Source organism: Nitrospira japonica, assembly GCF_900169565.1.
GTDB lineage: Bacteria > Nitrospirota > Nitrospiria > Nitrospirales > Nitrospiraceae > Nitrospira_C > Nitrospira_C japonica_A.
Map to the genome: position 1 here is coordinate 706,513 of NZ_LT828648.1, position 14,481 is coordinate 720,993.

At 57.7% G+C, this 14,481-nt stretch carries 16 protein-coding genes; 2 read left to right on the top strand and 14 right to left on the bottom strand.

The annotated features are described in order from the left end of the window. Positions 1 to 21 precede the first annotated feature (21 nt). From pnp to NSJP_RS03525, 12 genes are all read right to left on the bottom strand, one after another. Positions 22 to 2,142: a polyribonucleotide nucleotidyltransferase gene (gene pnp, locus NSJP_RS03470; RefSeq protein ID WP_080885541.1), complete on the bottom strand. Its 2,121-nt coding sequence runs from the start codon at positions 2,140 to 2,142 to the stop codon at positions 22 to 24. A gap of 192 nt (positions 2,143 to 2,334) precedes the next feature. Then, positions 2,335 to 2,604 carry a 30S ribosomal protein S15 gene (gene rpsO, locus NSJP_RS03475; RefSeq protein ID WP_080885542.1) on the bottom strand — a complete coding sequence of 90 codons (270 nt, stop codon included), beginning with the start codon at positions 2,602 to 2,604 and terminating at the stop codon, positions 2,335 to 2,337. Positions 2,605 to 2,633: 29 nt separating this feature from the next. After that, complete coding sequence (truB, locus tag NSJP_RS03480; protein WP_172834127.1) at positions 2,634 to 3,572, bottom strand: tRNA pseudouridine(55) synthase TruB; 939 nt, start codon at positions 3,570 to 3,572, stop codon at positions 2,634 to 2,636. A 12-nt stretch (positions 3,573 to 3,584) separates the two neighbouring features. Beyond that, positions 3,585 to 3,983, bottom strand: a complete 399-nt coding sequence (rbfA, locus tag NSJP_RS03485) for a 30S ribosome-binding factor RbfA (protein WP_080885544.1) — start codon at positions 3,981 to 3,983, stop codon at positions 3,585 to 3,587. A gap of 15 nt (positions 3,984 to 3,998) precedes the next feature. Then, complete coding sequence (locus NSJP_RS03490; RefSeq protein ID WP_080885545.1) at positions 3,999 to 4,280, bottom strand: DUF503 domain-containing protein; 282 nt, start codon at positions 4,278 to 4,280, stop codon at positions 3,999 to 4,001. A 22-nt stretch (positions 4,281 to 4,302) separates the two neighbouring features. After that, positions 4,303 to 6,816 carry a translation initiation factor IF-2 gene (infB, locus tag NSJP_RS03495; RefSeq protein WP_080885546.1) on the bottom strand — a complete coding sequence of 838 codons (2,514 nt, stop codon included), beginning with the start codon at positions 6,814 to 6,816 and terminating at the stop codon, positions 4,303 to 4,305. Between the two features lie 33 nt (positions 6,817 to 6,849). After that, positions 6,850 to 8,001, bottom strand: a complete 1,152-nt coding sequence (nusA, locus tag NSJP_RS03500) for a transcription termination factor NusA (protein ID WP_080885547.1) — start codon at positions 7,999 to 8,001, stop codon at positions 6,850 to 6,852. A 31-nt stretch (positions 8,002 to 8,032) separates the two neighbouring features. Next, entirely contained in the window at positions 8,033 to 8,509 is a 477-nt protein-coding gene (locus NSJP_RS03505; protein WP_172834128.1) for a ribosome maturation factor RimP, read from the bottom strand. A 118-nt stretch (positions 8,510 to 8,627) separates the two neighbouring features. Next, complete coding sequence (dat, locus tag NSJP_RS03510) at positions 8,628 to 9,467, bottom strand: D-amino-acid transaminase (protein ID WP_080885549.1); 840 nt, start codon at positions 9,465 to 9,467, stop codon at positions 8,628 to 8,630. Position 9,468: 1 nt separating this feature from the next. Next, positions 9,469 to 9,819 (bottom strand): protease inhibitor I42 family protein, encoded by a 351-nt coding sequence (locus tag NSJP_RS19600; protein WP_080885550.1) that lies wholly within the window; start codon positions 9,817 to 9,819, stop codon positions 9,469 to 9,471. Between the two features lie 40 nt (positions 9,820 to 9,859). Then, positions 9,860 to 10,177 carry a Rieske (2Fe-2S) protein gene (locus NSJP_RS03520; RefSeq protein WP_231989555.1) on the bottom strand — a complete coding sequence of 106 codons (318 nt, stop codon included), beginning with the start codon at positions 10,175 to 10,177 and terminating at the stop codon, positions 9,860 to 9,862. Between the two features lie 86 nt (positions 10,178 to 10,263). After that, complete coding sequence (locus NSJP_RS03525; protein WP_080885552.1) at positions 10,264 to 10,758, bottom strand: DUF192 domain-containing protein; 495 nt, start codon at positions 10,756 to 10,758, stop codon at positions 10,264 to 10,266. Between the two features lie 227 nt (positions 10,759 to 10,985). On the opposite strand from NSJP_RS03525, the gene NSJP_RS03530 reads away from it, so the two are divergent. Together NSJP_RS03530 and NSJP_RS03535 are read left to right on the top strand one after the other, a co-directional pair. Further along, positions 10,986 to 11,333: a 4Fe-4S dicluster domain-containing protein gene (locus tag NSJP_RS03530; protein ID WP_080885553.1), complete on the top strand. Its 348-nt coding sequence runs from the start codon at positions 10,986 to 10,988 to the stop codon at positions 11,331 to 11,333. A gap of 208 nt (positions 11,334 to 11,541) precedes the next feature. After that, positions 11,542 to 11,892 carry a hypothetical protein gene (locus NSJP_RS03535; protein ID WP_080885554.1) on the top strand — a complete coding sequence of 117 codons (351 nt, stop codon included), beginning with the start codon at positions 11,542 to 11,544 and terminating at the stop codon, positions 11,890 to 11,892. An 87-nt stretch (positions 11,893 to 11,979) separates the two neighbouring features. On the opposite strand, the gene NSJP_RS03540 is transcribed toward NSJP_RS03535, so the two are convergent. Then, a complete protein-coding gene (locus NSJP_RS03540; protein ID WP_080885555.1) occupies positions 11,980 to 12,462 on the bottom strand; it encodes a hypothetical protein in 483 nt (160 codons plus the stop codon). A gap of 269 nt (positions 12,463 to 12,731) precedes the next feature. Further along, on the bottom strand, positions 12,732 to 14,285 hold the full coding sequence (locus NSJP_RS03545) for a fused MFS/spermidine synthase (protein WP_155969848.1): 1,554 nt from the start codon (positions 14,283 to 14,285) through the stop codon (positions 12,732 to 12,734). Positions 14,286 to 14,481: the final 196 nt, after the last annotated feature.

A 14,481-nucleotide genomic window follows, 5' to 3' on the forward strand; every position in this document is an offset into this window, starting at 1 on the left:
ACCAGCTTGCGGTACAACGCGCTACCCGTCGGACTGGTCCTTCGTACCAGCTCCGGTCGGAGCCGGCATGGTGTCCTTGCGACTGAGGCGAATCTTACCTTGGCGATCGACCTCTAGAACCTTGACGAGAATTTGATCGCCTTCGGCCACCTCATCGGCTACGGATTTCACCCGGTGATGCGCGAGTTGTGAGATATGCACCAAGCCGTCCGTCCCGGGAAGCACCTCGACAAACGCGCCGAAGTCCATGATCTTTCGAACCGTTCCCAAGTAGGTCTTGCCGACCTCCACTTCTTCGACGATCCGACCGATCATCTCCTTTGCTTTCTCGAGCGACGCCTCGTCGACAGACGCGATGGTGACTATGCCGGTATCCTCGATATTGATCTTGACTCCGCAATCGGCCTGGATCCCGCGGATGGTTTTCCCGCCCGGCCCGATGACTTCCCGAATCTTGTCCTGCTTGACCTTTATCGTGAAGATGCGTGGGGCAAATGCAGACATATTTTGGCGCGGAGATCCGATGGCCTTCAGCATACAGTTCAGGATATGCAATCGTCCCGCCTTGGCCTGCTCCAGTGCTTGATGCATCAAGGCCGGGGTAATGCCTCCAATCTTGATGTCCATTTGAAGCGCAGTTACTCCGTGCCTTGTCCCGCACACCTTGAAATCCATGTCGCCCAAGTGATCTTCCAACCCGAGAATGTCGGATAGGATCATCACTCGATCGTCTTCCTTGATGAGTCCCATGGCGATACCGGCCACCGGTTCTTTGATCGGTACCCCGGCATCCATCATGCCGAGCGTCCCGCCGCATACCGTCGCCATAGAGGAAGAGCCGTTTGATTCAAGAATGTCGGAAACAATTCGCAGCGTATAGGGAAACACATCCTTGCCAGGAATGACCGGCTTAAGGGCTCTCTCGGCCAGAGCTCCGTGCCCCACCTCCCGCCTACCTGGGGATCGCAACGGCCTCGCTTCCCCGACGCTAAACGGCGGGAAATTGTAATGAAGCATGAACGTCCTGGTATATTCGCCTTCCAGTGCGTCAATCCGCTGCTCATCGTCCGTCGTACCCAACGTGATGACGGCCAAACTTTGCGTCTCTCCCCTGGTAAACAACGCCGATCCGTGAGTCCTGGGCAGAACTCCCACTTCACAGGTGATCGGGCGGATATCGCCGGGGCCGCGGCCATCGGCTCGTGATCCCTTTTCGAGGATCATGTTCCGCACTTCCGTATACTCCAGCCCATGGAACACGATCTTCACATGTCGTTCGCGATGGGGGTCATCCGGACTTTTCAGCTTCTCAACCGCGTCCTTCAAGATCAAATCCAACCGCTCCTGCCGCGCCGTCTTGTTCGGAATCATGATCGCGTCTCGAATCCCTTGCGCGACCAATGTCTTGACTTGTCCGGCAAGACCCGGATCGATTGTCTCCGCCACCACCGGCCGCTTGGGCTTGTCGCCAGACAGCCTTCGAAGCTCATTGATCTTCGCCACGATTTTTTTTATCTCGGCATGAGCCAATTCGATTGCGGCGAGCATCGTCGTTTCCGGCAATTCGTTGGCACCGGCCTCAACCATCATCACCGCATCGGCCGTGCCTGCCACTACCAGATGCAGCTCGCTTTGCTCCAGTGTTTCCAAATCGGGATTGACCACAAATTGCCCGTTGACGCGGCCGATCTTGACGCCGGCGATCGGACCCAGGAAGGGGATGTTAGACACGGCCAATGCGGCAGAAGCAGCCGTAATGCCAATGACGTCGGATGAGCCGGTCTTGTCCGCCGACAACACGGAGGCAATCACCTGTGTCTCAAAATAATATCCTTCCGGAAACAGCGGACGCAGTGGCCGATCGATTAATCGACTTGTGAGCACTTCCTTCTCCGACGGCCGCCCTTCCCGTTTGAAGTACCCTCCCGGGATCTTTCCGGCCGCATAAGCCTTCTCCTGATAGTCGACGGTGAGGGGAAGAAAATCCACACCCGGCTTCGCATTCTGCGAAGCGACCGCCGTCGCCAAGACTACGGTATCTCCGTACGAGGCCCAGATCGAGCCATCAGCCTGCTTGGCGACCCGTCCGGTCTCGAGCCGCAACGTCCGGCCGGCAATATCGAGTTCAACTGCGTGTACCATCTATGGTCTCCTTCTGGTTGTGCCCCACAGATGCCCACAGAGATGGGCTCCGAATCGATGCGGGTTGTTCGAAGGCGCAACATCGACGTGAGCAGTGGTCACTACCCTCCGTTGCGCGCAGCATCTTGAACACCGCCCGACCCGAGCCCATGTCAGTGTTCACCTGTGCGACTGGTCTGAAGCTGGTGCCGACTACTTCCTGATGCCCAGCCGGTCGATGACGGCCCGGTACCGGGCTTCATCCACATCCCTGAGATAGTCCAACAGCCGGCGACGGCGCCCGACGAGCTGGAGCAGGCCGCGCCGAGAATGATGGTCCTTCTTGTGCAGCTTGAAATGCTCAGTTAGGTAGCTGATCCGATTCGTCAGCACGGCAATTTGCACCTCCGGCGAGCCCGAATCTCCGTCATGTTGACGGTATTGTTTGATCAACTCGGTCTTGGCTTCCTTCAACAATGCCATGGATAATTCTCCTCTCTCCTTCGTCTGCTTCAGCGTGGCTCAACCAATAATTTTTCGACCGCCAATACCATCTCGTTCGAAACGCGATACTTCCCGATCGCCAGAAGTCGCCCTTCCCCGTCATGAACGCGAACCGGTTGATCGGATTCCGCAACTGCGTGCCGATCCTCGGGGATATCCCGAACGTGGCTCATCTGAACCGGAGCGCCGTGACGTATCCGTTCGGTCGCAAGGTCGTCCACGACGACGACCGGAAATGCTTTGAGCGCCTGGTCAAGCGAAATGACGGCTGTTCCGAGATCGCCGATGGCATAACGCGCGACCACTTCATCCACGGTCGATGCCTGATCCAGCATGAGCGGCCCGACGCGACTGCGCTCCAGTGACAGCAGATGACCGCCGACGCCCAATGCCGCGCCGAGGTCCGCGCACAATGTTCTGACGTACGTGCCCTTGGAACACACGACACGAAGGGTCACATTCTGTCCGTCAATCTCGAGAATGTCGAGCGAGTGAACCGTGACGGTTCTTGCCTGCCTCGCGACTGTCTTTCCCGCCCGAGCGGACTTGTATAAAGGTACTCCTGCGACTTTGACGGCCGAATACATCGGAGGGACCTGCTCAATAGCGCCTTGAAATCGACTGGCGACCTCTCGGATCGCTGCCGGCGTTATGTGACCCGTGAACTGCCGATCAACCAAAGTCCCGGTCGCATCCTGCGTATCGGTGGTTTCACCGAGGCGAAGCACCGCGCGATATTCCTTGTCCCACTCGACGAGATACTCGGCGATACGCGTTCCCCGTCCGATCAGGACGGGCAACACGCCGGTCGCTGCGGGATCCAGTGTCCCCGCATGTCCAACCTTGGCTCCTCCGAGGACGTGCCGGATCTTGGCCACCACGTCATGCGACGTCCACCCGACTTCCTTGCACACCGTCAGGACACCGTCCAAGGTACTCTGCGCCACGTTCGTCATCATCTAGGAATTGCCCGTCGTCGGGGAATCGTGTTCCAGCTGAGTGCCCCCGTGCAATTCGTCAAGCAACCGCAATACACGATCGCCGCGGGGTCCGCTCACATCTTTCACAAAAATGATCTCCGGGAGATATCGCAACGTCAGCCTGCGCCCCAATTCGCCCCGTACAAAACCGGCTACTCTGGCCAGGCCCGTGAAGACCTCAGTGGTCTCTTCCTCGGACCCAAGCACCGTCACGAACACCCGGGCGATGCGGAGATCACTCGTGAGTTCGGCATCAGTCACCGTCACGGACTTCACGCGCGGATCTTTGATCTTCCGCATGAGAATGTCGGCCACCTCCATGCGAATCTGGTCAGCTACACGATTAGCCCGGCTGTATTCGGTCTTGGACCTCGTCATCTATTTCCAGCGTCCCTACAGCAATTCCATCTTGACCTGGATGAGTTCCACCGTCGGATCGCTTCGAATCAGATTCAGCGCTTGATCCAAGACCTGATTGGCATGCCGTCCCTCGTTCGAGACACAGGCAAGGCCCAAGACCGCCTTCTGCCAGAGATCCTGTCCGTCGACCTCCGCCACGGACAGGTTAAACTGTCCGTGCAGCCGATCTTTTAGGCGGAGAAGCACCCGGCGCTTGTCTTTCAAGGACCGGGAATCTGAAAGGAGCAACTCAACCGTGCAGACACCGACGATCATTGCGGCGGCGACAGCCTACGCATCACAGCTTGACCGCGATCTTATCGATCGCATAGGCCTCGATAATGTCTCCGGCCTTGATATCGTTGAAATTCTCGACTCCGATGCCGCACTCATACCCCTGCTGCACTTCACGCACATCGTCCTTGAACCGACGGAGCGATCCCAGCTTACCCTGGTACACCACCACATTGTCACGAATGACCCGCACGCCGGCGCTGGCCCGCGTGATCGCGCCGTCCAGCACGTACGATCCGCCGATCGTGCCGGCTTTGGAAACCGAGAAGACCTGCCGCACTTCGGCACGACCCAGAACACGCTCTTTGAGCGTCGGCTCCAATAGACCTTCCATCGCCGCCTTGATGTCGGCCAATGCCTCGTAAATGATGGTGTAGAGCCGGACGTCGACACCTTCCTTTTCGGCCAACGCGGACGCCTTGGTTTCCGGCCTGATGTTGAATCCGATGATGATGGCGTTTGAGGCCGCTGCCAATAGAACGTCAGACTCGGTGACGCCGCCGACACCGTTGTGGATGACACGCAGCTTCACGAGTTCAGTGGGAAGTTTTTCGATCGCCGCAGCCAGCGCTTCGGACGACCCTTGGACGTCCGCCTTGATGACCAGGGCCAATTCTTTGACCGATCCTTCTTGAATCTTCGCAAAGAGATCGGTTAGCGATACCTTCCCCGAACCAGCCAATTCAGCGGCTCGTTGCTTACGCGCTCGGTCCTCGGCGATCTCCCGCGCCGCCCGCTCATCCTTGACGGCTTGAAAGACATCGCCGGCGGAGGGAACCCCGGGCAAGCCGATCACCTCGACCGGAATGGACGGACCTGCCTTCTCGACCTTGACACCGGTATGGCTGATGAGCGCCCGGACCTTGCCGCTAAAGGACCCTACGACGAAGACATCTCCGACATGCAGCGTGCCGCTCTGTATCAACACGGTGGCAACCGGCCCGCGACCCCGCTCGAGCTTTGCTTCGACCACGGCGCCTTTGGCTAAGACGTGCGGATCCGCCTTTAGCTCCAGAATTTCGGCCTGCAGTAGAATCATTTCGAGCAACTGATCGAGGCCCGTCTTTTGTTTGGCGGACACCTCCACCATAATGGTGTCTCCACCCCACGCTTCGGAGATCAGACCGTGCTCCGACAGCGCATTTCTGACACGATCGGGATTGGCAGTCGGCTTGTCGATCTTGTTCATGGCCACGATAAGCGGGACGCCCGCCGCCTTGGCATGGTGGATGGCCTCGATGGTCTGCGGCATCACCCCGTCGTCGGCTGCCACGACGAGAATGACAATGTCAGTGACTTTAGCGCCGCGTGCTCGCATGGCGGTAAACGCTTCGTGGCCCGGCGTATCCAGAAACGTGACCTGCTTCCCGCGGACGGTCACGGTGTAGGCCCCGATATGCTGCGTGATGCCGCCGGCTTCACCTTCCGCTACCTTGGTTTCACGAATCGCATCCAGCAGCGAGGTCTTTCCATGATCCACGTGGCCCATGATGGTCACCACGGGGGGCCTCGGCTCCGGACGGCCCTCTCCTTCGGTTGAAACGAGATCTTCCAGCAATTCTTCTCCCGCCTTTTCGACCGAAATATCCACTCTGATGCCGCTTTCCTCGGCGATCATAAGCGCGACCTCGGTATTCATCGGCTGATTGAAGGTCAACATCTGACCCATGTCCATGAGCTTGCGCACGATGTCCGCCGGTCGTTGCCCGATCAGTTCGGCGAACTCCTTGACCGTGGTCCCCGGCGAGAGCTTCACGCCCTTCTTGCGAGGCTTCGTAATTTCCCCCGGCGTGCTATGGTGAACATGCCGAGCCCGATCCTCACGCCGCTGAACGGGAATGGCGCGGAGATCCTGCCACCGTGCAGCATCCTCCCGTACCCGTGCGTCGTCTTCTTCTCGCGAGCGCCCGGGCTTCCGCGCTTTCTTCAACTTCTCCTTCAGGCCTTCGGCCTGGAGTTCCTCCAAGGTCTTCTTCTTGCCGGCAGCCGCATCGCCACCTGGAATCGGAGGTTTGACCGGAGGGGTCTGCGTCTGAACCGATACCGGTGGAGGCGCCGACGGAGTTGCTCCGCTCAAGGATTGCGGTTCTGGAAAGGGTGCAACAACACTTTCCGAATGGGAAGGCGCAGCGGGCGACGGGGCCGTCAACTCGGGTGCGGTCCCGGAAGAAGGACCGGCAATGACCGGTGCGACCGCTTCCTCGGCCGGACTTTCATCGGCTTTTTTTCGCTTGATGAGGATGCGGCGTTTATCCGGTTTGGCGGCTTCTTCGACGGACGCAGCGACGGTCTTCCCGACCGCCGGTTGATGATCGGCGTCGCGATGGCCGCCACGGCCTCCATCCGCTTCCTTCGTGGAGAGTTTGTGTTTGGGACCCAGTTTCTCCAGTGCCTTGTTGACAGCGTCCTCTTCCAGCGCGCTGCTGTGCGAAGCCACCGCAATACCCATTCGCTTGAGTTCGGGAATCAGGTCTCGATTCTCCATCCCAAGCTGTTTCGCCAATTCATAGACGCGCATAACAATCTTGTACCCAGCCCGATTCGACGGGCTCTATTCTCCTGCCTCGGCCTGGGCTTTCTCCTGTTGTCGAGCTTCTTCCTGCTGCCGCTGCGCTTCGGCCTCTTCGGCCAGCGCGGCCTTGATTTCCCGATCCCGTTCCGCCTTTTCTTTTTCGTACTCCGTGGCGCTGATGATATCGATTTTCCACCCAGTCAATCGGGCGGCCAGCCGAACGTTCTGCCCGTTCTTGCCGATTGCCAGAGACAATTGAGAATCGGCCACGACGACCAGGGCGGATTTCTTCTCCTCATCCACACCCACCTTTTCGATAGTGGCCGGATTCAGTGCCTCGGCGATGAACACCCGCGGATCCGTGGTCCAGGTAATGATGTCGATTTTCTCGCCCCTCAATTCCCTCACCACGGCTTGGACCCGCGAGCCTTTGATGCCGACACAGGCCCCGACCGGATCGACGGCTTTCTCCCGCGAGGTTACGGCGATTTTGGTCCGGTCGCCCGGCTCGCGCACCACCGCCTTGATCTCCACGATCTTTTCCATGACCTCGGGCACTTCCAATTCAAACAGCTTCGAGACGAACTGCGGGTGGCTTCGAGTGAGGATGACTTGAACGTCTTTCGGGGTCCGCCGCACTTCCAGCAACATGGCTTTGACCCGGTCGCCCCGGCGATAGGTCTCCCGGGGAATCTGCTCCTGAATAGGAAGGACCGCCTCGGTCTTACCGAGATCGACCAGATAGTTGCGGCGCTCCATTCCCAGGATGATGCCGTTGACCAGATCACCCTGCCGGGTCGAGTATTCTTTTTGGACCGCCTCCCACTCCGCTTCACGGACCTTCTGGAAGATGACCTGCTTCGCAGTCTGCGCGGCAATGCGTCCCAATTCGTCCATCTCGATCAACGAACCGATTTCGTCTCCGACCTCCGCTTCGCTGTCGTATTGCCTAGCTTCCTTCAGCGAAATTTCGGCTTTGGGATTCGTCACTGCATCGACGATGATCTTCTTGGAGACAACCGAGATTTCGCCGGTCTTGGCATCGATCTCAACTTGAATATTCTCGGCCTGCCCGAAACGCTTTTTGGCGGCCGTCTGCAATGCGGCCTCAATGGCGCCGATGACTTTCGTCTTGTCGATGCCCTTCTGACGCCCGATCTCGTCGATCACCGAAATGAGTTCTCGATTCATCGCTCGCTCTCCCCGCTGTGTCCGCCGACGCTCACCATGTGACTACGAGCCTGGCCTCTGCAATTGATTCGAAATCAAGGTTCATGACCCGCTCAGGAGACGGATCGGCGACCGCAATCGTCACCGCCTGTTCGGTCACATCGTTCAGCCGGCCGACGATGCGCCACTGCCCGGCACGAGGCTCCTTGAGTTTGAGGCTAATCCGCTTCCCGATAGCTCGCCGATAATCCTGAATCCGCTTGAACGGTCTGTCCAGGCCCGGAGAGGACACCTCGAGCGTGTAGGCATGAGGGAACGGATCTGCGACATCAAGCGCCGGTCCCAGGGCAACATGGGCCCGCTCGCAGTCGTCCAGGGTCACGCCCCCCGGCTTATCGATAAACACCCGGATCACCGACCGCGACCCCTGTCCCACACATAGGACATCGACGAGTTCGAGTCCTAACGTCCAGAGGATGGGAGAGATCGCTTCCGTGATGCGTTCGACGACAGGTCGGGACTCTTTCACCGACTCCTTCAGCCCCGTTCTCTCGCTGGTTATTACCTGATCAAACAAAAAAGTGGGCCTGAGCCCACTTTACGCGGCAGCACCATACCATGCCACCCCTGCCAAAGCAAGGGGACCGTCAGACGGTTTGCGCTGAAAACCACTCGGCAATTCGGTTGGTCAAACGGCCCGGCTGGCCGGAGCCAACGGTTTTGCCGTCGATCTCAACGACTCCCAGAACCTCCACTGTCGTACCGGTCAGAAAGACTTCTTCCGCAGCGAATAGGTCCCCTTGCGAGGGATAGCGCTCATGGACGGCCACACCATGGTCGCGCGCAAGTCGCAGCACCACGGCCCGGGTTACCCCCGAAAGGATCCTTGGCCCTTCCGGAGCCGTGATCAGCGATCCGTCTCGAACGACAACGACGTTACTGACGGATCCTTCTGTTACGCTGCCGTCCTTGACCAGAATCGTTTCGTACACACCGGTCTGCTTGGCCTGCTGGCGCGCGAGCACGTTGGCCAGAAGGTTGATGCTCTTCACATCACAGCGCCCCCACCGAATGTCTTCCGTCGTCATGGCCGCCACGCCGCGACTCTTTACTGCAGCGGCAATCGGCTGCAACTCACGAACAGTCATCACCACTGTCGGAACGAGGTCGGCGGCGTAGCTGTGGTCACGGGGAGCAGCCCCTCGTGTGACCTGAAGATAGATCTTGCTTTCCGGATAGGCTGCTCGTTCGATCCCCTCCAGAATCAGTTGTGACCATCTGGCCTCGGGATAGGGCTGATGCAACTGGATCGCTCGCGCGCTCCGATCAAGGCGCGCGAGATGCGCCGCGACTTCGAAGGGCCGGCCGCGGTAGGTGCGAATGACTTCGTACACTCCGTCGCCGAACTGAAATCCTCGGTCCTCGATTGAGACCGTTGCGTCGGCTAGCGGGAGAAATCGTCCGTTAAGGAAGGCCACTTCCGGCACGTCAGAGACCTCCCTGTAAGCCGGAACCGGAAACCGAGATGGAGAATACGCGCCGGTCCTCGGCCGTAAATTTCCACCCCATGCGCTTCTCAAAGATGATGTGGACGTTGCCCGGCTTGATCGGCTGAAACTCGAACGTTCTTGTGCCATTGTCCACTGCGTTGTTGCCGGCGACGCGGAGATACTCATCTCCGAGCAACGCGAGCGACGCGGCATCATAGCTCGGAACCCACTGCTCTCCTCGCGTCCGATCCTCCCATAAATGTATGGTGATCGGCCGGCCGACGACGGCCTGAATGGCCTTGACATCCGCATTCGACGAGTGGCTCCCTTCATCCGGGCTGGTCGTCATGGGTGGTCCTGCCTTCTACCGGTGGCCTCTACCGCGCCGGTCATGTTTTGCGACGCGGGCCGACGAAAATCTCCCCGTCCAACACTCGGACTTCATAGCTTCCGACACAATAGCCACCCCCGTCAGTTCCCCGTCCATTTCGAATGTCGAAAGCCAGGTCGTGCCAAGGACAGGAGACAACGAATCCTTTCAAACGCCCCTCATTCAATGGCCCGCCCTCATGAGGACAAATGTTATAGATGGCAAAGTACTGGCCTTCGATATTGAACAGAACGATCGCACGATTGTTGATAGTCACGACCTTGGACTGTCCCGGCGGAATATCCTCGACGGAACCGACCAATTGAAACCCTTCCATTGTCACCACGTATTCTCCCCGGCGGTTGAACGGGTGCGCTGAAGGCCATCGCAACCTTCTCTGCCCGCCCATTCTGTACGCTGACATTACATTCGCAGCGTGTACTTCAATTCGTCGCCGACCCCGACGCCCTTCTCTTTGATGAAACCGGCCGCGGCTTCGATCAAATAGCGGACCGCCACGGGCGGAGGGCCGTACCACGGGCACGGATCCTTTCGACAGGGCTCGACCTTCTCCAGCAGCTGAACAACCTGGTGCTGTTCGTCAATCCAGATCAAGTCCACCGCAAATCGGTATTCCTTGGTGGTAACCCGGTGAGCCCCAGCCTGCTCAAAGATATAGATCATTCCTCCGTTCGGGGGCAATGCCTCTTGGAAGGCCAAGCCGAAGAGCAGCTTTTCCGGCGTGTCCGCCACTTCCGCCTCCAATTCCGTTCCCGTGGGAAACGTCACGATGATCGTCTTCGCGTCTTCCCGTTGCACCAGAAATGTCGAGAGACTCATGAGCAAGATCGCCAGAAGCACAAGCGTGATGATCCGTGATTTCCGTTGCTGTCGATCGATGGGCTGGGGTGTGGACATAGTAATGCGTTATACCGTCTCCCTGCATCGGCCTTTGAGAAGCCGCTGGGCCCAAAGGCCCAACAATATCAGGGCATCTAGGCCTTCTGACCGACTCCGTTCTGTTGACTTGGAAAAGAGCGGCAGAATAGAATGCGCACAGCTGTCGCGCCACTATGTCGTGCTGTGGCGGGCTTGTCAATTGTGTTTGTTTGCTGTTTCACCGAGGCGAGAAGGAGGCGAGGGTCATGGCACTGTTGATTACCGATGAATGTATCTCCTGTGGAGCCTGCCTTCCTGAATGTCCGAACGAGGCAATCTTCGAAACCCGTAGCGATGCGGAAACGAAGGGAAACCATGTAGGAGACGGCCAGGGAGTCGGCGACAATATTTACGTGATCACCCACGACCGATGCACAGAATGTGTCGGACACTTCGATGAACCTCAATGTGCTGCCGTCTGTCCGGTCGACAATTGCTGTATCTCCGACCCCGCCTATCCCGAAACGACGGACGTATTGCTCGAAAAGGCGAAGTCTCTAAATCCGGATAAGACCATTGATCCCGCAAAAATCTGGAGCGGAGTCCGCAACTGACGGCTGGAACCTCAAGTTTATTTTATTCCGTCATTTGAATTTTGATTCAGAAGGCCCCGTCGCCTGCATCAGGGCGACGGGGCCTCCTTGTCTAGCCCTCGTCTGGCCCATTGTCTCGCGTGACTTGATAGACTTCAGACCACCTCGGCAGTAGAATTCCAGGTAGGATATATCGTTCCCGCCTTTACCGCTGCCATGGAGGTTCCTTATGGCAAACCGATGGGCCTTTCCTGTGCTGCTCAGTGCGGTTGCGTTGTTGTTCGAACCTCATTTTCCGCCTATCCCTTCATCGGCTGTCGCCAGTGACGTGGGAACGATCATTGAGCAATTTGTCACGCAACGGTTTCCGGAAGCCGCTACGCACTACTGGATTATCAATGAAACGCAATGGGACGGCGACGAGATCATCATCGATGTCCATACAATAGTACAGGACCGTCGAGATCCCGAACCGACGCTGAACCGATTTCTACTGTTGATCGTGGCGGGGGAACTCAAGGGATCGCAAAATATTCCCTTGGAGCCAGGCGCGGAATGCCGGCCGGAACAGTCTGCCTGAAGGGAAGAACAGGTATAAAACGTAACGCCCCCCGCCGCGTCATGCGACGGGGGGCGTTGTCGTCATCACCAAATCTCGGTCAAACGACTACTTGATCATTACCAACTTACCACCGACGTGAGCCGGATGGAGGTGGCAGCGATAGTTGAGAGTATTTCCCATCGTCGCGTAGAACAGATCGCTGGTAGGAATACCCACGTATTTCGTTTCACCGGGCTTGAGGACCAACTTGGCATTCACTGCGGTCGGAGCCGCCTGAGTCGTCGCGTCGGTCAGTTGGAATCCATGTTCGGTTGTGCCGTTATTGGTGACCTTCAGAAGAACTGGACGTCCGGGACGGACTTTGAAGTCAATTACCGTCGTGGGAGGATACCAGGTCTTCATGTTCCCGATCTCGACCGAATAGAGCTCTGCGTCCACATCCAATTCTTTGAATGGCTGGCCGACCACAGAACCGGTTTCCCAGTCACCGACTTCGACTCCGCCAGCCTGGTGCGCCAACACCGCCGATGCCCCAGCAATGACCATCACGAGGCCGAAGAAGACTCCCAACATCGTCGTCTTGCCCATGACCTACCTCCTTAAAAAGAAGAAGAGATGTGATTAGATTGGTAAATAACTACCGCTCGGACCAGGTAGCCTTGACCGCTCCGACGACCACTCAACTGCGTACTTTGATTGAATCTTATTGTCATATCGCTCTCAAGGAGGGCTCCTTATATCATAGCGGGGAAAACGGAAGCAAGAACGTTAATCAAGCCGTCTGACAGAACCACTCCTTGCTAGGTTGAGCGATTTCCAACAGAACAATGCTATAGATTCAATATCTTATTAGCTGTCTACTCAGAGCGACTTTCTCGAACATTCGAACCGATTAGAAGGTCATACGGTGCATAATCGTCAGTGAGTATTTCTCCCGGCTTCCAGGGTTCGGTCCGGCGGGTACTCAGTAGGGCGATCGATTCCGGAGGAAGGCGTTGGTGTTCGACCATGGCTGTGACTTTGATCGCCAAATCTTCCGGAGGCTGACTCTCAATTGCCAGACCGGCAAAAAAAATCAGATTCTCAGCCTTCTTCAGTGATGGCCATGGACCTTTGACCGCATAAGTCTGGATAGTCGAAAAGGACTCTTTCATAGTCTGCACCACCGCGCTGGCCCTGAGAAGATCCCCACCCTCTCCTGAGGAGGCCAGATTTACTGCCAATACTCCGTCTGGTTTCAGGTGTGCGCGCAGCTCCGAGAAAAATTCCTTGGTGGTCAGGTGGAAGGGGATCATGTGGCGAGCGAACGCATCCACCCATATCAGATCGTAGGACTCCTTCGTACCGTTCAGAAACACCCGAGCGTCGCGGGCATAGACATGATGGTGAGACGGCGCCTGATACGAGAAAAACTCCTCGGCTATCCTCACCACAACGGGGTCGAACTCCACCACATCCAGTTCTAATTCGGGCCATCGATGAGCCAGCCATTTGGCGAAGGACCCGCCGCCATGGCCGAAAATCAAGCCTCGCTTTGGTTCGGGCACCCAGGCCAAGGAGGATACCATCAACTGACTATACGGAAGGAACAGCGTGATCGGCTCAGCCTTCCACATGACCGCGTGAAACGTCCGATCGAGTATCAGGTAGCGGAAGAGCTCGTCGTCCCGAATGCGGACCTGTTGGTAGGGGCTGTCTTCCTGGTAGACCGGGGCCTTGAGCATTTCGACAGGATTGATCGCGCCGACTCCCAGTCCGCTCATACCCAGCACTAACGCCGCGACAACGAGCGCCCTCGGAGCCGTGCCCTTCAACAACCACCAGAATCCAAGGCCGACCTGAATGGCGCCCAGCCACCCGACAAGCGCATGACTCCCGATCCAGGACAGGAAAAAAAAGGCGGTTCCCCAAGTTCCCGCCAAACTTCCTACGGTCGACAACGCGATCATGCGGCCCGTGTGACGACCAAGATGGTTGAGATCGGACACCGCCAATCGCAACATTGCCGGCAGCACCCCACTGAGGCCGAACGCAGGGGGCGCAAGCAGCAGTCCTGCTGCAGCACAGGGTCCCCAGCGGGGATCCTCAATCGCTGCGGCCACCCTGAACAACACTGGCTGGCTCAGCCAGGCGATCAGAAAGGTCCATGAACCGGAAAACAACAGCAGGCAGGCCAGCACTCTAGCGCCGGGGTATCGGTCGGACATCCAGCCTCCGAAAGCATATCCGCTGCTCATGGCGGCCAGAATAACTCCAATCAGCGCTCCCCAGACGAACAGCGAATTGCCGAACACCGGTGCCAGCAAACGGCTGCCGAGTATTTCCAGCGCCATAACGACAGCACCGGTGATGAAGGCAGTGACTAATAGATACCAGCGAGGGGTGTGAGAGGAGTTACGCGACGAGTTCATGCCAGATATTCAACGGACGACAGGAGAATGACATCGATCTTCTAGGCCTTTCGAATGGAGGGCGCTCATAGTACGCAGAGCCGCCCAAAGCTGTCAATGAATCGCCTGCCTACCGACGGGCAGCTGACTTTCCGGCATCCGTTGCCCGCTCGCAGGAAGTAAAGATATACTCTGCCTCGTCGTCGAATCACCGCTG

Coding starts and splice junctions, on each gene's coding strand:
- pnp (WP_080885541.1), bottom strand. CDS start 2,142: ATGGTACACGCAGTTGAACTCGATATTGCCGGCCGGACGTTGCGGCTC.
- rpsO (WP_080885542.1), bottom strand. CDS start 2,604: ATGGCATTGTTGAAGGAAGCCAAGACCGAGTTGATCAAACAATACCGT.
- rbfA (WP_080885544.1), bottom strand. CDS start 3,983: ATGACGAGGTCCAAGACCGAATACAGCCGGGCTAATCGTGTAGCTGAC.
- NSJP_RS03490 (WP_080885545.1), bottom strand. CDS start 4,280: ATGATCGTCGGTGTCTGCACGGTTGAGTTGCTCCTTTCAGATTCCCGG.
- infB (WP_080885546.1), bottom strand. CDS start 6,816: ATGCGCGTCTATGAATTGGCGAAACAGCTTGGGATGGAGAATCGAGAC.
- nusA (WP_080885547.1), bottom strand. CDS start 8,001: ATGAATCGAGAACTCATTTCGGTGATCGACGAGATCGGGCGTCAGAAG.
- NSJP_RS19600 (WP_080885550.1), bottom strand. CDS start 9,819: ATGACGACCAGCCCGGATGAAGGGAGCCACTCGTCGAATGCGGATGTC.
- NSJP_RS03520 (WP_231989555.1), bottom strand. CDS start 10,177: ATGGAAGGGTTTCAATTGGTCGGTTCCGTCGAGGATATTCCGCCGGGA.
- NSJP_RS03525 (WP_080885552.1), bottom strand. CDS start 10,758: ATGTCCACACCCCAGCCCATCGATCGACAGCAACGGAAATCACGGATC.
- NSJP_RS03530 (WP_080885553.1), top strand. CDS start 10,986: ATGGCACTGTTGATTACCGATGAATGTATCTCCTGTGGAGCCTGCCTT.
- NSJP_RS03535 (WP_080885554.1), top strand. CDS start 11,542: ATGGCAAACCGATGGGCCTTTCCTGTGCTGCTCAGTGCGGTTGCGTTG.
- NSJP_RS03540 (WP_080885555.1), bottom strand. CDS start 12,462: ATGGGCAAGACGACGATGTTGGGAGTCTTCTTCGGCCTCGTGATGGTC.
- NSJP_RS03545 (WP_155969848.1), bottom strand. CDS start 14,285: ATGAACTCGTCGCGTAACTCCTCTCACACCCCTCGCTGGTATCTATTA.